General features: G+C 58.3%; 19 protein-coding genes and 1 tRNA gene. 8 read left to right on the top strand and 12 right to left on the bottom strand.

The genetic code is table 11. The features are described from left to right. Positions 1-49: 49 nt before the first annotated feature. Positions 50-126, top strand: a tRNA-Arg gene (locus FHT85_RS23800). Between the two features lie 53 nt (positions 127-179). Here the strand turns inward: FHT85_RS23800 and FHT85_RS23795 are convergent. From FHT85_RS23795 to FHT85_RS23775, 5 genes are all read right to left on the bottom strand, one after another. Further along, on the bottom strand, positions 180-341 hold the full coding sequence (locus FHT85_RS23795; RefSeq protein WP_183774353.1) for a hypothetical protein: 162 nt from the start codon (positions 339-341) through the stop codon (positions 180-182). A 240-nt stretch (positions 342-581) separates the two neighbouring features. After that, the gene (locus FHT85_RS23790) at positions 582-1,355 is read right to left on the bottom strand and encodes an amino acid ABC transporter ATP-binding protein (protein WP_015339774.1); all 774 of its coding nucleotides are present in this window, start codon (positions 1,353-1,355) and stop codon (positions 582-584) included. Between the two features lie 18 nt (positions 1,356-1,373). Then, entirely contained in the window at positions 1,374-2,528 is a 1,155-nt protein-coding gene (locus FHT85_RS23785) for an amino acid ABC transporter permease (RefSeq protein WP_112338304.1), read from the bottom strand. Position 2,529: 1 nt separating this feature from the next. Continuing rightward, positions 2,530-3,723: an amino acid ABC transporter permease gene (locus FHT85_RS23780; protein WP_112412113.1), complete on the bottom strand. Its 1,194-nt coding sequence runs from the start codon at positions 3,721-3,723 to the stop codon at positions 2,530-2,532. A 99-nt stretch (positions 3,724-3,822) separates the two neighbouring features. Then, the gene (locus tag FHT85_RS23775) at positions 3,823-4,848 is read right to left on the bottom strand and encodes an amino acid ABC transporter substrate-binding protein (protein WP_112338306.1); all 1,026 of its coding nucleotides are present in this window, start codon (positions 4,846-4,848) and stop codon (positions 3,823-3,825) included. Positions 4,849-5,220: 372 nt separating this feature from the next. Here FHT85_RS23775 and FHT85_RS23770 point away from each other — a divergent pair, with 372 nt between their 5' ends. Then, on the top strand, positions 5,221-6,411 hold the full coding sequence (locus tag FHT85_RS23770) for a cystathionine beta-lyase (protein WP_112338307.1): 1,191 nt from the start codon (positions 5,221-5,223) through the stop codon (positions 6,409-6,411). Here the strand turns inward: FHT85_RS23770 and FHT85_RS23765 are convergent, their stop codons facing one another. Both FHT85_RS23765 and FHT85_RS23760 read right to left on the bottom strand, forming a co-directional pair. Continuing rightward, entirely contained in the window at positions 6,412-7,575 is a 1,164-nt protein-coding gene (locus FHT85_RS23765) for an FAD-dependent monooxygenase (RefSeq protein WP_112412114.1), read from the bottom strand. It abuts the gene before it with no gap. A 29-nt stretch (positions 7,576-7,604) separates the two neighbouring features. After that, positions 7,605-7,850 (bottom strand): zinc-finger domain-containing protein, encoded by a 246-nt coding sequence (locus tag FHT85_RS23760; protein ID WP_047454665.1) that lies wholly within the window; start codon positions 7,848-7,850, stop codon positions 7,605-7,607. 201 nt (positions 7,851-8,051) lie between these two features. Between FHT85_RS23760 and FHT85_RS23755 the strand changes: the two genes are divergently transcribed. Further along, positions 8,052-8,837, top strand: a complete 786-nt coding sequence (locus FHT85_RS23755) for an alpha/beta fold hydrolase (RefSeq protein ID WP_112400492.1) — start codon at positions 8,052-8,054, stop codon at positions 8,835-8,837. Between the two features lie 8 nt (positions 8,838-8,845). On the opposite strand, the gene FHT85_RS23750 is transcribed toward FHT85_RS23755, so the two are convergent. Further along, positions 8,846-9,646: an enoyl-CoA hydratase-related protein gene (locus FHT85_RS23750; protein ID WP_112400493.1), complete on the bottom strand. Its 801-nt coding sequence runs from the start codon at positions 9,644-9,646 to the stop codon at positions 8,846-8,848. A 76-nt stretch (positions 9,647-9,722) separates the two neighbouring features. Between FHT85_RS23750 and cysE the strand changes: the two genes are divergently transcribed. The 5 genes from cysE to clpA all read left to right on the top strand — a co-directional run bounded on the left by cysE (position 9,723) and on the right by clpA (position 14,819). Next, a complete protein-coding gene (gene cysE / locus FHT85_RS23745) occupies positions 9,723-10,586 on the top strand; it encodes a serine O-acetyltransferase (RefSeq protein WP_112400491.1) in 864 nt (287 codons plus the stop codon). Between the two features lie 124 nt (positions 10,587-10,710). Continuing rightward, positions 10,711-10,914: a DUF3126 family protein gene (locus FHT85_RS23740; protein WP_015339784.1), complete on the top strand. Its 204-nt coding sequence runs from the start codon at positions 10,711-10,713 to the stop codon at positions 10,912-10,914. 352 nt (positions 10,915-11,266) lie between these two features. Further along, entirely contained in the window at positions 11,267-11,632 is a 366-nt protein-coding gene (locus FHT85_RS23735; protein WP_075852495.1) for a phasin family protein, read from the top strand. Between the two features lie 288 nt (positions 11,633-11,920). Next, entirely contained in the window at positions 11,921-12,274 is a 354-nt protein-coding gene (clpS, locus tag FHT85_RS23730; protein WP_041677877.1) for an ATP-dependent Clp protease adapter ClpS, read from the top strand. A 10-nt stretch (positions 12,275-12,284) separates the two neighbouring features. After that, positions 12,285-14,819 carry an ATP-dependent Clp protease ATP-binding subunit ClpA gene (gene clpA, locus FHT85_RS23725; protein ID WP_112338310.1) on the top strand — a complete coding sequence of 845 codons (2,535 nt, stop codon included), beginning with the start codon at positions 12,285-12,287 and terminating at the stop codon, positions 14,817-14,819. A gap of 113 nt (positions 14,820-14,932) precedes the next feature. Here the strand turns inward: clpA and FHT85_RS23720 are convergent, their stop codons facing one another. The 4 genes from FHT85_RS23720 to FHT85_RS23705 form a co-directional block, all read right to left on the bottom strand. Then, positions 14,933-15,361, bottom strand: coding sequence for an HIT family protein (locus FHT85_RS23720; protein WP_095434798.1), 429 nt, complete (start codon positions 15,359-15,361; stop codon positions 14,933-14,935). Between the two features lie 41 nt (positions 15,362-15,402). Next, positions 15,403-16,590 (bottom strand): GNAT family N-acetyltransferase, encoded by a 1,188-nt coding sequence (locus FHT85_RS23715; protein ID WP_112400665.1) that lies wholly within the window; start codon positions 16,588-16,590, stop codon positions 15,403-15,405. 123 nt (positions 16,591-16,713) lie between these two features. Then, positions 16,714-17,433, bottom strand: a complete 720-nt coding sequence (locus FHT85_RS23710) for a glycerophosphodiester phosphodiesterase (protein ID WP_112338312.1) — start codon at positions 17,431-17,433, stop codon at positions 16,714-16,716. Beyond that, complete coding sequence (locus FHT85_RS23705; protein WP_112338313.1) at positions 17,433-17,900, bottom strand: RidA family protein; 468 nt, start codon at positions 17,898-17,900, stop codon at positions 17,433-17,435. Before FHT85_RS23705 ends, FHT85_RS23710 begins: the two co-directional genes overlap by 1 nt. Positions 17,901-17,996 lie beyond the last annotated feature (96 nt).

The raw sequence follows: 17,996 nt of genomic DNA, 5'->3' as shown, positions 1-17,996 counted from the left end.
GTTTCAGGCATGTGTTGCCCGCCGCACCTAAGGCGCGGCCAGGCCTTACGGCCCCTTAGCTCAGCTGGATAGAGCACTTGCCTTCTAAGCATGTGGTCGCAGGTTCGAATCCTGCAGGGGTCGCCATTTTCCGATCAGATAGCGTGCTGCTGATCACGCGCGATCAGCCCGCTTTATGCTCAGTTCGCCGTCGTTGACCAGCCGCCGGCGCGTACGGGCCTTGTAGCATCGACCGCCATCTGAATGAGATCGTGGCCATACATTGCTCCGGCCAGTTTTATGACGATGATGGCGGCGCTTAAGAGTGCGAGCCCGCCGATGATCCTGTCGCTTTTTTTCACGGCCCGCTTCCCTCGACGTCTCGTGAATTCCGCATTATTCGCGGCTATAAAGAATATATCGCGTTTTTTGCGAAGCGCTACAGGGCTTGCGCACGCTACAAATTGCCAGGCGGCAATCAGGAGAAGACAGTCCGCGATATCCTCGCCTAACGCCGATAACAGTCACTGAACCGGCGGCCTATGAAAAAACCCGCCGGCTGCGACGCAGCGGCGGGTTTTGTTCATTCGATCTATTCCAAATCAGTGCAGGATCTGGCTGAGGAACAGCTTTGTGCGCTCATGCTGCGGGTTGTCGAAGAATTCCTTCGGCGAATTCTGCTCGACGATCTGGCCCTGGTCCATGAAGATGACGCGGTTGGCGACCTGGCGGGCAAAGCCCATTTCGTGGGTGACGCACAGCATGGTCATGCCTTCTTCGGCAAGGCCAACCATGGTGTCGAGCACTTCCTTGATCATTTCGGGGTCGAGCGCAGACGTCGGCTCGTCGAACAGCATGATCTTCGGGTTCATGCAGAGCGAGCGGGCGATCGCCACGCGCTGCTGCTGGCCGCCGGAAAGCTGGCCGGGATATTTCTTGGCCTGTTCCGGGATCTTTACGCGGGTGAGGAAGTGCATGGCGATCTCTTCCGCCTGCTTCTTCGGCATCTTGCGCACCCAGATCGGTGCCAGCGTGCAGTTTTCCAGAATGGTCAGGTGCGGGAAGAGATTGAAGTGCTGGAACACCATACCGACTTCGCGGCGCACTTCGTCGATCTTCTTCAGATCGTTGGTGAGCTCGACGCCATCGACGATGATCTGGCCTTTCTGGTGTTCTTCCAGGCGGTTGATGCAGCGGATCATCGTCGATTTGCCCGAACCGGACGGGCCGGCAATGACAATGCGCTCACCGCGCATGACCTTCAGATTGATATCGCGCAGCACGTGGAAATCGCCGTACCACTTGTTCATGTTGATCATGTCGACCGCGACCTCGGTCTCGGAGACAGTCATTTTCTTCGATTGGGCTTCAGCCATTTTGTGTTTCCCTCAATTTTATCGCTTGTGGCCGGTGTCGAGATGGCGTTCCACGAAACCTGAATAGCGCGACATGCCAAAGCAGAACAGCCAAAAAACGAATCCTGCGAAAACGAGACCCGTTACGGGGGTCACCGCAGTCGCCCAGTTGGCATCCGCGAAGTTCTGACGGACGATGCCGAGCAGGTCGAACATGCCGATGATCGCAACCAGCGATGTGTCCTTGAACATGCCGATATAGGTATTGACGATGCCGGGAATAACCAGCTTGATCGCCTGCGGCAGAATGATCAGCCGCATCTTCTGCCAGTAGCCGAGGCCGAGTGAATCGGCACCCTCGAACTGGCCCTTCGGTATCGCCTGCAGACCGCCGCGAATGACTTCGGCCATATAGGCCGAGGTGAAGATCGCGACACCGACGACGGCACGCAGCAGCTTATCGACAGTCCAGCCCTGCGGCATGAACAGCGGCAGCATGTAGCTCGCCATGAACAGCACCGTGATCAACGGCACGCCGCGGATCACTTCGATGAAGATCACGCACAGCATGCGCACGACAGGCATTTTCGAGCGGCGCCCCAGCGCAAGCGCGATGCCGAACGGAAAGGAGACCGCGATCGCGACGAAGGCAATGACCAGCGTCACCAACAGCCCGCCCCATCTTTCCGTTTCGACGATCTCAAGACCGAAACCGCCATGAAGCAGGAAGAAAGAGACGATCGGCAGCACGAAGAATGCCAGGACTGCGTTCAATCCCTTCCTGGGAACCGACGGTATCAGCAGCGGCGCGAAGCTCGCGACCATCAAGATGCAGACGAGCAGCGGCCGCCAACGCTCGTCCGGCGGATATAGGCCGAACATGAAGATGACGAATTTTGCGCGGACGAAGGCCCAGCAGGCGGCGTTCCAGCCATCTGGCTGCGTTCCGCCCTGAACCGTAGTGGCGCAGAATGTGCGGTCCGTGCCGCTCCAGACTGCGTTTATGAATAGCCAGTCGACCAGGTGCGGTATCGTCCAGGCCAGGAAGGCGACAGCAATCAAGGTCAGGACGATGTCTTTCGGCGTGGCAAACAGGTTCTTTTTCAACCAGTGCCACGGACCTCTTTCGCTGGCGGGCGCCGGCTGCGCCACCAGCAATGTCTTGCTGACGAAGTGTTGATCTACGCTCGACATCTTATCTCTCCACCAGAGCCATCTTGGCGTTGAACCAGTTCATGAACAGCGAGGTTGCGATGCTCAAGATGAGATAGACGACCATCCATAGGATGACGATTTCGACGGCTCGGCCGGACTGGTTGAGGATCACGCCGCCGACGGCGACAATATCTGCGTAGCCGATGGCGATGGCGAGAGATGAGTTCTTGATGAGATTGAGATATTGGCTCGTCAGCGGCGGAATGATGATGCGCATTGCCTGTGGTAAGACGATCAGCCGGTTGATGGCTGAGTCTCGCAGACCGAGTGCGCCCGCTGCCTCCGACTGCCCCTTTGCCACGCCGCGAATGCCGGCGCGAACGATCTCGGCAATGTAGGATGCGGTGTAAAGGGAAAGGGCGAGGAGAAGCGCAAGGAACTCCGGACCAATCACCGTGCCGCCCGTCAGATTGAATTTGCCGGCAACCGGGTAGTCGAAGGAAAGCGGCATGCCCGTCACCAGGAAGACAAGCAACGGCAGGCCGATCAAGATGCCGATCGACACCCAGATTGTGTGGAATTGCTGACCCGTTGCCGTTTGACGCCTGTGCGCCCAGCGTGCCACGAAGAACACCGCGGCGACGGCGACGAGGAAGGCCACGCCGACGGCCCACATGCCTGCACCGAAGATCGGGCTCGGGAAGGCAAGCCCGCGGTTGCTGAGATAGCTGGAAAACGGCAGGTGCACGGCATCGCGCGCCTGCGGTAGCAGTACCAGAACGCCGCTGTACCAGAAGAAGATGACGAGCAGCGGCGGGATGTTGCGGAAGATTTCGACATAGGCCTGCGACAGCTTCGCAATCAGCCAATTATGCGAAAGTCTACCCATGCCGACTAAAAAGCCGACGATTGTTGCCGCAACGATGCCCACTAGCGAAATGAGAAGCGTGTTGAGCAGGCCAACGATGAGTGCCGTGGTATTGGTCGAATCGCTGGAATAGGGGATCAGCGCTTGCCCCAGGTTGAAGCCGGCGCGACCTTCGAGAAAGTCGAAGCCGAAAGATCTGTTCAAGGCGCGCAGATTATCCATCGTGTTCGTAACGATGAACCAGCAGAAGGCCACAAGGATAATGATCGTGACGGCCTGGTAGAACACGCCCCGAACTTTAGGGTCGTACAACGCTGCCGATAAAGCTGAACGCTCGCCTTCGGGCGAGTTTGCAGTAATTGCCATGTATAAATTTTCCCCAATGTGCCCGTTTCAGGCTTGTTTTCTTGAGGGAAGAGAGGCGAAGCCGCCTCTCTCTTTAAGTTAGGCTTGGACTCTTAAGCCTCAGCGCACCGGAGGGGCGTACTGAATGCCGCCCTTGTTCCACAGAGCGTTGATGCCGCGGGCAATCTTCAGTGGGCTGCTTGCACCGATATTACGCTCGAAGATTTCGCCGTAATTGCCGACGCCCTTGATAATGTTGTAGGACCAATCGTTGGTCAGGCCCAGGTCGGTGCCGATCGTGGAACCTTGCTCCGCGCCGAGGAAGCGCTTGATGTCCGGATTGGCCGAATTCTTCATTTCGTCGACGTTCTTCTGGGTGATGCCGAACTCTTCGGCGCTCACAAGCGCATAGGCCGTCCAGCTGACGATGTTGAACCACTGGTCGTCACCCTGACGAACGGCCGGGCCAAGCGGTTCCTTCGAGATGATCTCAGGCAGAATGACGTTATCGTCCGGATTTTTCAACGTCAGGCGAACGGCATAAAGCTGCGACTGGTCCGTCGTGAAGACGTCGCAACGGCCAGAATCATAGGCCGTCGTGATTTCTTCCAGCTTGTCGAAGACAACGGGATTGTACTGCAGGTTGTTGGTCTTGAAATAGTCGGCGAGGTTCAGCTCGGTCGTCGTACCGGACTGGACGCAGATGGCAGCACCCGACAGCTCGAGCGCGGACTTCACGTTCAGTTCCTTGCGGACCATGAAGCCCTGGCCGTCATAATAGGTGACGGGGCGGAACTTGAGGCCGAGCGCCGTATCGCGGTTGATAGTCCAGGTGGTGTTACGGGAAAGTACGTCGATTTCGCCCGACTGCAGCGCGGTGAAGCGGTCCTTGGCGCTGAGAGGCGTGTATTTCACCTTGCTCGGATCGCCAAATACGGCAGACGCTACAGCCTTGCAGAAGTCGATGTCGAAGCCGGCCCAGTTGCCGGCCGCATCAGGCTGCGCAAAGCCGAGAAGAGCAGGATTCACGCCGCATTGCACGAAGCCCTTGGCTTTCACGTCGCTGAGCGTCGAAGCCGACGCACCGGACACGGTGTAAGCCAATGCTGCGGCTCCGAGGAATACGGAGAGAGCAAACTTTTTCATTTTCCCTACCTTTGTCTATTTGTTTTATAATTAAAAGAGTATCGCCTCCGAAGCAGGTCCCTTGGGAACCACGTTCCTTCCTTCCCGGAGCGAGTGGCGCTATCACAGTCGTAAAAGGTGTAGCGGTCAAGAGATCGCCCCAATTATTGCGGATTTATTCGGCATTTTCGCTCGCCCCGGCCGAAAACTGGGCATTTGGCGTCAAAATGAGCGACGTTTTGCCAAAAAACTGCGCGAAAATGCGGTTTCTTCTCTCATTTTTGTTATTTTAGCCTTCGAATAATGTGAGCGCATTGGAAGCACCGGGGTTGACCAGGCGGAGCTTGGTCGCCACAAATCCACTTTCTCGCAGCGCCAAAGGCATATCCGGACATGAAAGACAAAGACAACTTCCTGCAGAACGCCGGCATCAACACGCGTTTGTCTCACATCGGCAATTCGCCGTTCGATTTCCATGGATTCGTCAATCCGCCCGTGGTGCATGCTTCGACGGTGCTGTTTCCCAATGCGCGGGTGATGGAGACGCATGACCAGAAATACACCTACGGTACGCGTGGAACGCCGACTACGGATGCGCTTTGCGAGGCGATGAATGCGCTAGAAAGCTCCGCTGGAACGGTAATCGTTCCCTCGGGGCTTGCAGCGGTGACGGTGACGTTTCTCGCTTATCTGTCTGCTGGCGATCATGCCTTGATCGTCGATTCGGTCTACGGCCCCACGCGATTCTTCTGCGATACGATGCTGAAGCGCCTCGGTATCGAGGTCGAATATTACGATCCTATGGTGGGTGCCGGCATCGAACAGCTGATCAAGCCGAACACTAGGCTGGTCCATACTGAAGCGCCGGGCTCCAACACCTTCGAAATGCAGGATATTCCGGCTATTTCGGCGGCGGCTCATCGTCATGGCTGCGTCGTCACCATGGACAATACCTGGGCGACGCCGCTCTATTTCAAGCCGCTCGACCATGGCGTCGACGTTTCCATTCATGCCGTGACGAAATATCCGGCCGGCCACTCTGATATCTTGATGGGAACCGTTTCGGCCAATGAAGCGCATTGGAAGCAATTGATCGCCGCGCATGGGCAGCTCGGTCTCTGCGGCGCGCCTGACGATGCCTATCAGGTCCTGCGCGGCTTGCGTACCATGGGCCTGCGTTTGGAGCGTCATCAGGAAAGCGCGCTTGCGATCGCACAATGGCTCGAGGGCAGGGAAGAAGTTGCGCGCGTGCTGCATCCGGCCCTGCCGAGCTTCCCGGGCCACGACTTGTGGAAGCGCGATTTCAAGGGAGCGAGCGGAATTTTCTCTTTCGTTCTGGCCGTCGGCGATCCGCAAAAATTCAAGGTGAAGGCGCATGCCTTCCTGGATGCTCTGCGCATTTTCGGTCTCGGCTATTCCTGGGGCGGCTTCGAGAGCCTTGCACTGCACGTCAACCTCAGTGACCGGCGCGTGACCAAGGCTCCGACGGAGGGGCCTGTTATCAGGCTGCAAATCGGCCTGGAAGACGTCGCCGACATCAAGGCGGATATCGAAAACGGCTTTGCTGCCGTCCGGCAGGTCTGATCAGCCGATGGCGCGATAGCCGTAGATCCAATCCATGTCCGCCGCGAGGCTTTGCGGCGGGCGCAGCGAGAGGACGAGATCGCGCGCCAAGCGGATGGGGCCGCGTGCGTGATAGGCAAACTGGTTGAAGGCGGCGCGCTGGCGCAGGCGGGATATCCGCGGGGCTCGATGCCTCTCGTAGAGCTCGAAAGCTTCCGCGGGCTCGCGTCCCGAAAGCATGCCGGCAAGCTCGAAGGCGTCCTCTATTGCCATGGCCGCACCCTGGGCCGCAAACGGCATCATCGCATGCGCGGCGTCCCCGATCAGAATCGTATCGCTGCCATTATGCCATCGGCCCGCCTTCATCTCGTAGAGCGGCCAGAAGCTGGCCTGCTCCTGGGCTTCGAGCATTTGCAGGATCGTTCTGTTCCAGCCGGAAAAGCCGCGCAGCATCTGCTCACGTTGCGTTCTGTTGCCGGCTATGCCCCAATCGCGGCTGGTGCCGCTGCCGGAGACGATCGCGACGATATTGAAGGCGGCAGTTTCCCGAATGGGATAGCAGACGAGATGGCTCGATGGCCCGAGGAAGGCCGTAACGCTTGTCTTGCTCAGGACGGAAGGGGCGACCGCCTCAGGAATGGAGAAACGCCAGGCAATATTGCCCGAAAAGAGCGGCGAGGGCGCGCCTGGCACCATCGCGTGCGCTTTCGACCAGACGCCGTCGGCACCGATGACGAGATCGAACTTCTTTCCAGCGATCTCTTCCAGCGCCAGCTTGTTTTTGATGTCGATGAGCCGGCCGAGATGCAGCCTGCATAGGGTATTGCCCGTCACCGCATCCAGAAGCGCCTTTTGCACGGTCGCCCGATGCGCGGTCCCGTAGGGCGCACCCCATCGCTCTCTTGCAAATTTTCCACAGGGAACCAACGCAACGGGACGCAGGGATGAGCCGGACACGAGCCGGACTTCCTCCGGCTCCAGCCAGAAGGATCGAAGTTTGTCGAGAACGCCGAGCGTATCGAGAACGCGGGAGGCATTTGGCGAAATCTGCAGGCCGGCGCCAACCTCGGTCAGCGCCTCTGCCTGTTCGAAAATGTCGGAGGCAATGCCATGTCGCGCCAGCGCCAGCGCCGCCGTCAATCCAGCTATTCCGGCGCCGATGATTGCGGCTGCTTTGATCGGCATTTTCTTGTGTCCGATCGGACGCTATGGCGTCAGGCAGCCTTGAAATGGAAGACGCAGCCGGCCGGATTGGTCTGATCCGCCTTCAGCGACGGATTGTAGCGATAGAGCGTCGAGCAGTAGGAGCATACCTTCTCGCTCTCGTCGCCAAGATCGATGAAGATGTGGGGATGATCATAGGGAACCGAAGCGCCAGTGCACATGAATTCCTTCACGCCGATTTCGATGACGCGATGTCCGCCGTCGTTCTGGAAATGGGGAATATTGTGGCCGGCCATGATGATCTCCGAATGCGTCTTGCCGTGAGCGGCATGAATGTTGCGCCAGACTTGGTAGCCCCTCTTTATAATCCTTCTTCCCGATTGTGTAGTGCGAAAGTCCGGCTTGATGCAGAGATTTTCGCAGGCGCAGGGTTCATTTGATATCGCCGATAAAATATGGTCCGCCGCCAAGAGGACCTAATTTATAAAGACGAAGCCATGAATTTGAATGCTCCCAAGATGCTCCACTTTGTCCGAGATGGATTGAAGCTCGCCTTTTTCGACGAAGGAGATCCGAACGGCCCGCCGGTGTTGCTGATCCACGGCTTCGCCTCCACGGCGATTACCAATTGGGTCAATCCCGGCTGGCTGAAGACGCTCGGCGAGGCGGATTGTCGCGTCATCGCCATCGACAATCGCGGTCACGGCTCGAGCGACAAACCTTACGATGTCGATGTCTATCACCCTTGGATCATGGCAGAGGATGCCGTGGCACTCCTTGATCATCTGGGCATTTCAGAGGCGCATGTCATGGGTTATTCCATGGGCGCGCGCGTTTCGGCCTTCGTGGCGATCGCTCATCCGGATCGTGTCCGCTCATTGGTTCTCGGCGGTCTCGGCATTGGCATGGTTGAGGGCGTCGGCGATTGGGATCCGATTGCGGATGCGCTGGTGGCGTCGTCGCTCGATGATGTCACCCATGCGCGCGGGCGCATGTTCCGTGCTTTTGCCGAACAGACGAAAAGCGACCGTCAGGCGCTGGCCGCCTGCATCCAGGGCTCGCGCGATCTGGTTTCACGGGACGATGTGGCGAAGATCGAGGCACCGACATTGATCGCCGTCGGCACCAAGGACGATATTGCCGGCTCGGGCCAGGAGCTGGCCGCATTGATGCCGAATGCGCAGGCCATCGACATACCGAACCGCGATCACATGCTCGCCGTCGGCGACAAGGTTTTCAAAGCGGCGGTTCTGGAATTCTACCAGCGCCTGGACAAGCGCTAGGTTTCAGGTCACTTGCCGGTGAAATGCGGCTTCCGCCGCTCGGCAAAGGCGGCACGGCCCTCGGCGTAATCGGCGCTGTCGAAAGTCTCGGCGCCGATTACTTCCGCCTCGCGCAACAGGTCGCCATCCTGCTCGATGACGGCCCGGATCGCGAGTTTCGAAGCGTGCAGCGCGATCGGCGCATTGGCGGCGATGGCATGGGCGAGGGCGGATACTTCCTGATCGAATACGCTTGCCTCGACTTCCTCCAGAAGAAAGCCGACGGCAGCCATCTTCTCGCTCGACATGGAGGCCCCGGTAAACAAGGCAACCTTCGCCATCTGCTGCCCGAGCGCGTTGACGATATCCTGCACGGCGTCGGCGGGATAGGCGATGCCGAGGCGAGCGGCGGGAACGGAAAACCGTGCGCCTTTTTCGGCGATGCGCAGATCGCAGGCGGCCGCGAGCCCGAAGCCGCCGCCATAGCAGATGCCGCGGATTGCGGCGATCGTCGGCACGCGGCAGTGGCGAATCGCCTCGAAAGCACGGCTGTTCAGAGCCTCGTAGGCGACTGCGGTCTCGGAATTCTTGCGAACGCTGTCGAATTCGCTGATATCGGCGCCGGCTGAAAAATCCGCGCCCGTGCCGCGCAGAACAATCACATGTGCATGGGCTTCATCGGTTAGAATGCGCGCTGCTTGCGGGATCGCACGCCACATGGCGGCCGTCACCGCATTCTTTCTGTCGGGGTTGCTGATCGCGATCATGCCTATGCCATCGCTGCATGTCGCGCGAATGAGACCGCCGGCAAAGTCATGCTCGAAAATCATATGCGACCAACCCATTTGTCTTGTGTGGCTTTTATTCTATATAATGCACCCCTGACAGAAAATCGGGAGACCGCCAATGGTCGCAGCAATGGATATTCGCCAGGTAGAGGGCTTGGGCGCAGTGAAGGTCATGGACCCGATCTGGGACAGCATGCGCGAGGAAGCACGCGCCGCTGCCGAAAAGGACCCGCTCCTTGCTGCCTTCCTCTATTCGACGATCATCAACCATCGTTCGCTGGAAGAATGCGTTATCTATCGCATTTGCGAGCGGCTCGACCATCCGGACCTGCAGGCCATCCTTCTGCGGCAAACCTTCGAGGAAATGCTGGCAGACTGGCCGGAGTGGGGATCGATTCTGCGCGTCGATATCCAGGCCGTCTATGATCGCGACCCTGCCTGCCTGCGGTTCCTGGAGCCGGTGCTCTATTTCAAGGGTTTCCATGCGCTGCAGACACATCGCCTTGCGCATTGGCTCTATAATCGCGGCCGCCGCGATTTCGCGCTCTATCTGCAGAGCCGTTCCTCCAGCGTCTTCCAGACAGATATCAATCCCGCCGCGCGCATCGGCAAGGGCATCTTCCTCGATCACGCGACCGGTCTTGTCGTCGGCGAGACGGCCGTGATCGGCGACAACGTCTCCATCCTGCACGGGGTCACGCTCGGCGGCACCGGCAAGGAGGGCAGCGACCGCCATCCGAAGATCGCCCATGGCGTCCTCATCGGCGCGGGCGCCAAGATTCTCGGCAATATCCAGATCGGCCATTGCTCACGTATCGCCGCAGGCTCGGTGGTGCTCAAGGAAGTGCCCGCCAAGACCACCGTTGCCGGCGTTCCGGCCAAGGTGGTCGGAGAAGCAGGGTGTTCGGAACCTTCTCGCTCGATGGACCAGCTGTTGGCCGAGCAATTGGTCGTGGATCAGATCATGGGCGCGGGAATCTAGAAAAATCCCGTGTGACTTTCGGAGGCTTGTGCTGCCGCTGATGGGGTATGCGCGGTTCCGGTCTTTACACCGCCGCTTTTCCTATGCAAGAAGCGGCCAACCGAGATCCTCACGGAGAAGCATTGTGAAGCCTGAAGAAATTAAGAAGCTCGACGCCTATTTCAAGCGCACGTTCAACCCTCAGGTCGTGGTGAAGGCCCGCCCGCGCAAGAACGATTCTGCGGAAGTCTATCTCGGGGAAGAGTTTCTGGGTGTCGTCTATATCGACGATGAAGATGGCGACCGCTCCTATAACTTCTCGATGGCCATTTTGGACGTCGATCTCTGATTCCATCGATCTCGTATAGTAATCGAGTATTCGGGCCGTATTTCATTGAAATGCGGCCTTTTTCTTTTGCAGTTGTCAATTTGATCATTCCGCCACCGTTTTGATCTCTTGCGGCTTCTTTCTGACCAAATGCCAATATTTTAATCAAAGCCTGTGGTTGCAGACCCGATGATATATTTTAGAAAAAACAAAATGATGCGCTGCACTCATCACTAGCGGCATTAGGGTGTTATCTAAAATACAACTAAAAGGGGTTATTGCGACGCACAAGACTACTTGACTATTTGTGCATTGCATTTAAGTTTTACCCCTGTAAACCGGCCACCGGTCGGCCAACAAGGGACGGAGAAGCATGTTCAATTTCGATGAAGCAAACAAGAAGGGCAAGGAAGCCATGGACACGGCGCTGAAGAGCTATTCCGATGTCACCAAGGGTTTTCAGGCGATCGCCGCCGAAGCTGCTGAATACTCCAAGAAGTCTTTCCAGGATGGTGTTGCGCACTTCGAAACGCTCGCCGGCGTCAAGAGCTTCGAAGCTGCCTTCGAACTGCAGAGCAGCTATGTGAAGTCCTCCTACGAAAATTTCGTTGCCGAAGCCACCAAGCTCGGTGAAATGTATGCCGATCTCGCCAAGAACGCCTACAAGCCCTACGAGGCGCCCGTCGCGGCTGCAACGAAGGCTGCCAGCAAGGCAGCAGCTACGGCGACCGCCGCTTAAGCTTTCGCCGAAAGGCAAAATTTCCAAAAAGGCCGGCTGCGCGATGCGTGGCCGGTCTTTTGCGTTTTGGTGCATCGAACCAAAGGCGAAGATATGCAGCGACTTTTTTGACCGCAGCCCGCTTTGTCAGCGAATTATGATTGCAGTGTCCCGCAAGGGGCTTAAAATCCCGCCAATATGAACTAAGTTAGAGGTTCGGATATCCGGCCCGACCAAGTGAAGAACCCAACCCCCAGTGCCAAGTCGGAATGCGATAGCTTCTGCCGGATGATTTGAGGAATGAATGAAATGATCGCTGAGCCGATCCGGATGCAAAACAACAGCGAAAGGAACGGGGACAACGGAAACCGTGGGACCTCGGTGATTACACGCACCAAGCCCAAAACCAAAAAACCGAACCTGTACCGCGTGCTGCTTCTGAATGACGACTATACGCCCATGGACTTTGTGATCCATATCCTGGAGCGTTTCTTCCAAAAGGATCTCGAAGGCGCCACCCGTATCATGCTTCATGTCCACAACCATGGCGTGGGTGAGTGCGGGATATATACATATGAAGTAGCCGAAACGAAGGTGAGCCAGGTGATGGATTTTGCCCGGCAGCACCAGCATCCGCTGCAATGTGTTATGGAAAAGAAGTGAGGATCTGAACGTGCCAACATTTTCGCCTAGTCTTGAGAAGGCGCTGCATCAGGCACTGACCTACGCGAACGAGCGGCATCACGAGTATGCCACGCTGGAACATCTGCTTTTGGCGCTGGTAGACGACGCCGATGCCGCAGCTGTCATGGGCGCGTGCAATGTTGATCTCGACGCGCTCCGTAAGACTCTGACTGAATACGTCGATAATGAACTCTCCAACCTGGTCACGGGCTATGATGAGGACTCGAAGCCGACCTCCGGCTTCCAGCGCGTCATCCAGCGCGCCGTGATCCATGTGCAATCTTCCGGCCGCGAGGAAGTGACGGGCGCCAATGTTCTCGTCGCGATTTTCGCGGAGCGGGAAAGCCATGCTGCCTTTTTCCTGCAGGAGCAGGAAATGACCCGCTACGACGCGGTCAACTACATCTCTCACGGCATCGGCAAGCGCCCGGGTTCCTCCCAGACCCGCACGCCGCGCGGCGCCGAGGAAAGCGAATCCGAGAGCAAGCCGACCTCCCGCGGCGAGCAGGAGGAAGGGAATGGCAAGAAGCAGCAGGATGCGCTGAAGGCCTATTGTGTCAACCTCAATGAGAAGGCCAAGAGCGGCAAGATCGATCCGCTGATCGGCCGCCACTCTGAGGTCAACCGCACCATCCAGGTGCTGTGCCGCCGCTCGAAGAACAACCCGCTCTATGTCGGCGATCCCGGCGTCGGCAAGACGGCCATTGCCGAAGGTCTTGCCAAGCGGATCGTAGAAGGCAAGGTGCCTGAAGCTCTGGCCGATGCCACGATCTTTTCGCTGGATATGGGCACGCTGCTTGCCGGCACCCGTTATCGCGGCGATTTCGAAGAACGCCTGAAGCAGGTCGTCAAGGAACTCGAAGAGTATCCGGGTGCCGTGCTGTTCATCGACGAAATCCACACCGTTATCGGTGCGGGCGCCACCTCCGGTGGCGCGATGGATGCGTCGAACCTGCTGAAGCCGGCCCTTTCCTCCGGCGCGATCCGTTGTATCGGCTCGACCACCTATAAGGAATACCGTCAGTTCTTCGAGAAGGACCGGGCTCTCGTCCGCCGCTTCCAGAAGATCGACGTCAACGAGCCGAGCATCGAGGATGCCATCGAAATCATGAAGGGCCTGAAGCCCTATTTCGAAGAGTATCACCACCTGCGCTACTCGAACGACGCCATCAAGTCGGCGGTCGAGTTGTCGGCCCGCTATATCTCCGACCGCAAGCTGCCGGACAAGGCGATCGACGTCATCGATGAAACCGGCGCCGCGCAAATGCTGTTGCCGCCCTCGAAGCGTCGCAAGCTGATCACCGAGCGCGAGATCGAGGTGACGATCGCCACCATGGCCCGCATTCCGCCGAAGACGGTTTCCAAGGATGACGAGATGGTTCTCGCCAACCTCGAGCAGGAACTGCGTTCGGTCGTCTACGGCCAGGATACGGCGATCGAAGCACTTTCGACTTCGATCAAGCTGGCACGTGCCGGCCTGCGCGAACCGAACAAGCCGATCGGCTGCTATGTCTTCTCCGGCCCCACCGGCGTCGGCAAGACGGAAGTCGCCAAGCAGCTTGCTTCCTCGCTCGGCGTCGAACTGCTGCGTTTCGACATGTCGGAATATATGGAGCGTCATACGGTTTCCCGTCTGCTTGGTGCACCTCCCGGCTACGTCGGCTTCGACCAGGGTGGCCTCCTGACCGATGGCGTCGATCAGCATCCGCACAGCGTGGTTCTGCTCGACGAAATCGAGAAGGCGCATCCGGATATCTTCAATATCCTGCTACAGGTCATGGACCACGGCGCGCTGACGGACCACAACGGCAAGAAGATCGACTTCCGCAACGTCATCCTGATCATGACGACCAATGCGGGCGCTTCGGAAATGGCCAAGGCTGCGATCGGCTTCGGTTCGTCCAAGCGGACCGGCGAGGATGAAGAGGCTCTCAACCGCCTATTCACTCCGGAATTCCGCAATCGTCTGGATGCGGTCATTCCCTTCGCGCCGCTGCCGACGACCGTTATCCACAAGGTCGTGCAGAAGTTCATCATGCAGCTGGAAGCGCAGCTTTCCGAACGGAACGTTACCTTCGACCTGCATGAGGACGCAATCGCATGGCTGTCCGAGAAGGGTTACGACGACAAGATGGGCGCCCGTCCGCTGGCGCGCGTCATCCAGGAAAACATCAAGAAGCCGCTGGCGAACGAAATCCTCTTCGGCAAGCTGAAGAAGGGCGGCGTCGTCACCGTCACGGTCGGCAAGAAGGAAGACGGCTCGACCGGCATCCTGCTCGAGGCGATCGCCGACACCGCTCCGATCCGGCCGAAGCCGGAAGCCGAAGTGGGCGATGTGCCGGCCGAGGTGGAAGAGGATGACGGCGACACGACAGTCAAGGCCAGAAGCCGCGTCGGTAAGGCTGCGACGGCAGCCGATAGCCGCCGCTCGGCTAAAGCTGCGACATCAGGTGAAAGCGGCGAGTCCGAAGGCAAGTCACCGCGCAAGGGCGGTGGCACGGTTCCGAAGGTTCCGCGTAAGTAAGTAGTCGCCGATCGGTGATTTGAAAAAAATAAAACGGCTGCGTTAGAAATAATGCAGCCGTTTTTATATGGTTATAAGAAAAATCTCAGAGAAGACTTGAGGAGCTCGGCGCATCAAGCCAGCGCTTCGATGATCTTTCTAGCGTTTTCCGCCAGCACGGCGCCATCCTCCATCTTGCCCGAATGCGGCTTCAGCGCGACACCCTCGATGCGCGGAATAACGTGGAAATGCAGATGGAAGACGGTTTGCCCCGCGGGGGGCTCGTTGAACTGCGCGATATAGACGCCGTCCGCGTCGAAGGCTTCCCGAACGGCGACGGCGATCTTCTGTACCACAGTGATAGCCTGCTGCAACGCGGCCGGATCGGCGTCGAAAATATTGCGGGAGGGCGCCTTCGGCACGACAAGCGTATGGCCCGGCGACTGCGGCATCACATCCATGAAGGCGACTGTGTGCTCATCCTCGTAGACGCGGTAGGAAGGGATCTCGCCTTTCAGGATCTTTGCGAAGATATTGTTGTCGTCATAGGCGGGGCTGGTCATCCGGTGTCTCCTCGTCTTGCGTTTGTGTTTATGCCGAACGGTTAGATATCCTGCCGCTCACCTTTGCGGAAGGGGCTGTGCTCGGTGAGGATTTCGCTCATCTCCTCCACTTGTTCCCGCTCATGCTTCAGATAGTCCGCAACGGCGCGTCGCAGGCCCTGATGACCAATATAGTGCGCGGAATGCGTGATGACGGGAAGATAGCCACGCGCCAACTTGTGTTCGCCCTGTGCCCCGGCTTCCACGCGCTTCAAGCCTTTACTCAGCGCAAAATCGATCGCCTGATGATAGCAGACTTCGAAATGCAGAAAGGGATGATCCTCGATGCAGCCCCAATGGCGGCCGTAAAGCGTCTCGCCGCCGATGAAGTTGATGGCGCCGGCGATGTAACGTCCTTCGCGCTTCGCCATGACGAGCAGGATATCGTCAGGCATACGCTCGCCGATCAGCGAATAGAATTTCCGCGTGAGGTAGGGGCGGCCCCATTTGCGGCTGCCGGTATCCATATAGAAGGTGAAGAACTGGTCCCATATGCCTTCGGTCAGATCGCTGCCGGTCAGCCAGTCGATGGTGATGCCGTGCTCGACCGCCGCGCGCCGCTCCTTCTTCAACGCCTTCCGCTTGCGCGATGCTAGCGTCTCCAGGAACGCGTCGTGATCGGCATAGCCCTCGTTGATGAAGTGAAACTGCTGGTCGGTGCGATGCAGATAGCCGTCGGTTTCGAAAACAGAAACCTCGTCTTCCGGTAGGAAGGTGATGTGCGCCGAGGAAACGCCGAGCTGTCGGGTGACCTCTTTCAGGCTTTCGGCGAGCGCCGGCTGCAGCACGCTTCGGTCCTGTCCCTCAGCGACGAGCAGCCGCGGTCCCGTGGCGGGCGTGAAGGGAATGGAGCACTGCAGCTTCGGATAATAGCGGCCGCCGGCCCGTTCAAAAGCATCGGCCCAGCCGTGGTCGAAGACATATTCGCCCTGGCTATGGCTCTTCAGGTAGCCCGCGACGGCACCAAGCAATTCGCCGCCGTCGGTTTCGAGCAGCAGATGACTGCCGAGCCAGCCGGTCTTGTCGGTCGCGGAACCGGACTCCTCCAGCGATGACAGGAAGGCGTGCGAGACAAAGGGATTGTAGGGCAGGACGCTGCCGGTTCTGGACGCTCCGGCGAGCTTCGACCAGCTTTCCGGGGCGATGTTCCTGAAGGATCGTTCGACTCGAATGGATAATTCGTCTGTCATCAAACTCTTGCGCTTGGAAGGAAGGGAGGGGCTCTCACCGCTGCGCCATCCGCCCAATGGGCGTGCTGTCGGCGCAGCGGCAATTTGGGTATGCGCAAAGCCTCTCCTTCAATCGATGCCGATTTACGAGGCCAGGCGCGGATCAAAACCTTCGAAGGTCATCTGGTCTGCGTTGGCAAATGTATGTTTGCGGGCCGCTTCGTCGCGCACGGTCCAGGTGATGACCGGAATACCGCGCTGGCGTTGCGCCGTAACAAAGGGGTTCGGCAAGTGGCCGTAGAAATACGAAATGAAGTCTAGCCCAAGATGCATGGCTTCGTCATGCTGAAAAAACGTCTCAGGCTTGTTTCCTTCGGCCGTCAGTCCCACAGGGTAGGGTGCTTCCAGCGCCTTGAGGTCCTTGAGCAGCCAATGGTCGAAACTCATCAGGGCCACATGGCCTTTATAGCCTTCGAGCACTTCGAGAACGGATTCCGCAAAGCCTTCGTCATCGCCTTCGCGTCCTTTCAACTCAAGCACCAGCGGCACCTTGCCGCCGCAGAGCTGCAGAAGCTGCTTCAGCGTCGGGATCTTGTCCTTGGTACCGCCGATAGAAAGGAGGCCGAGTTCCGCCGAGGTGCGCTCGCGCACTTCGCCCGGCAGATTGCAGACGCGCTGGAGGTCGTCGTCATGGAAGACCACGGGAACGCCGTCCGAGGCGTAGTGGAGATCGCACTCAATGGCAAAGCCGGCTTCGATAGCGCGGCTGAAGGCGGAAAGCGTGTTCTCCCAGACTTCTTTGTTCATGTCATGATAGCCGCGGTGAGCGACGGGGCGCTCGGTCAGCCAGGCAAGCTTGCTCATTATGCAATTTCCAGAATGGCATCGATTTCAACGGCGGCATTGAGCGGCAGGGCCGCCATGCCGACGGCGGCGCGCGCATGCTTGCCGGCTTCGCCCAGTACGTTTGCCAGAAGATTGGATGCGCCGTTGATCACAAGGTGTTGTTCGACGAAATCGGGCGTTGAGGCAACGAAGCCATTGAGCTTGATCAGCCGCTTGATCCGGCCGAGATCACCGCCGAGGGCAGCTTTCGCCTGGGCGAGAATGTTGATGGCGCAGAGCTCTGCCGCCCGCTGCCCGCCGGCTACATCGACATCCTTGCCGAGATGGCCCGTCACGCCGATCTTGCCGTTTTCCATCGGCAGCTGGCCCGACAGATAGAGAAGATTGCCGCTGATGACATAGGGAACGTAATTGGCGGCCGGTGCTGCAGCCTGCGGCAGAACGATGCCGAGTTCCTGCAGGCGGCCCTCGATAGCGTCGGACATTTTCATCTCCCGTTTTGTTGTAAAAACTTCAAAAATCCGGCATCAAGACTAAATTCGGTCACTTAGGATCGGCAGCCTCGTTTCAGCCGAAAGCGT

It is taken from the genome of Rhizobium sp. BK312 (assembly GCF_014193605.1).
Classification (GTDB): domain Bacteria; phylum Pseudomonadota; class Alphaproteobacteria; order Rhizobiales; family Rhizobiaceae; genus Rhizobium.
This window is presented reverse-complemented; position numbering and strand designations above follow the sequence as displayed.

Bases quoted from the DNA above. Each gene is read 5' to 3' on its own strand.
- FHT85_RS23790 (WP_015339774.1), bottom strand. From the start codon at position 1,355: ATGGCTGAAGCCCAATCGAAGAAAATGACTGTCTCCGAGACCGAGGTC.
- FHT85_RS23785 (WP_112338304.1), bottom strand. From the start codon at position 2,528: ATGTCGAGCGTAGATCAACACTTCGTCAGCAAGACATTGCTGGTGGCG.
- FHT85_RS23780 (WP_112412113.1), bottom strand. From the start codon at position 3,723: ATGGCAATTACTGCAAACTCGCCCGAAGGCGAGCGTTCAGCTTTATCG.
- FHT85_RS23775 (WP_112338306.1), bottom strand. From the start codon at position 4,848: ATGAAAAAGTTTGCTCTCTCCGTATTCCTCGGAGCCGCAGCATTGGCT.
- FHT85_RS23770 (WP_112338307.1), top strand. From the start codon at position 5,221: ATGAAAGACAAAGACAACTTCCTGCAGAACGCCGGCATCAACACGCGT.
- FHT85_RS23765 (WP_112412114.1), bottom strand. From the start codon at position 7,575: ATGCCGATCAAAGCAGCCGCAATCATCGGCGCCGGAATAGCTGGATTG.
- FHT85_RS23760 (WP_047454665.1), bottom strand. From the start codon at position 7,850: ATGGCCGGCCACAATATTCCCCATTTCCAGAACGACGGCGGACATCGC.
- FHT85_RS23755 (WP_112400492.1), top strand. From the start codon at position 8,052: ATGAATTTGAATGCTCCCAAGATGCTCCACTTTGTCCGAGATGGATTG.
- FHT85_RS23750 (WP_112400493.1), bottom strand. From the start codon at position 9,646: ATGATTTTCGAGCATGACTTTGCCGGCGGTCTCATTCGCGCGACATGC.
- cysE (WP_112400491.1), top strand. From the start codon at position 9,723: ATGGTCGCAGCAATGGATATTCGCCAGGTAGAGGGCTTGGGCGCAGTG.
- FHT85_RS23735 (WP_075852495.1), top strand. From the start codon at position 11,267: ATGTTCAATTTCGATGAAGCAAACAAGAAGGGCAAGGAAGCCATGGAC.
- clpS (WP_041677877.1), top strand. From the start codon at position 11,921: ATGATCGCTGAGCCGATCCGGATGCAAAACAACAGCGAAAGGAACGGG.
- FHT85_RS23720 (WP_095434798.1), bottom strand. From the start codon at position 15,361: ATGACCAGCCCCGCCTATGACGACAACAATATCTTCGCAAAGATCCTG.
- FHT85_RS23715 (WP_112400665.1), bottom strand. From the start codon at position 16,590: ATGACAGACGAATTATCCATTCGAGTCGAACGATCCTTCAGGAACATC.
- FHT85_RS23710 (WP_112338312.1), bottom strand. From the start codon at position 17,433: ATGAGCAAGCTTGCCTGGCTGACCGAGCGCCCCGTCGCTCACCGCGGC.
- FHT85_RS23705 (WP_112338313.1), bottom strand. From the start codon at position 17,900: ATGTCCGACGCTATCGAGGGCCGCCTGCAGGAACTCGGCATCGTTCTG.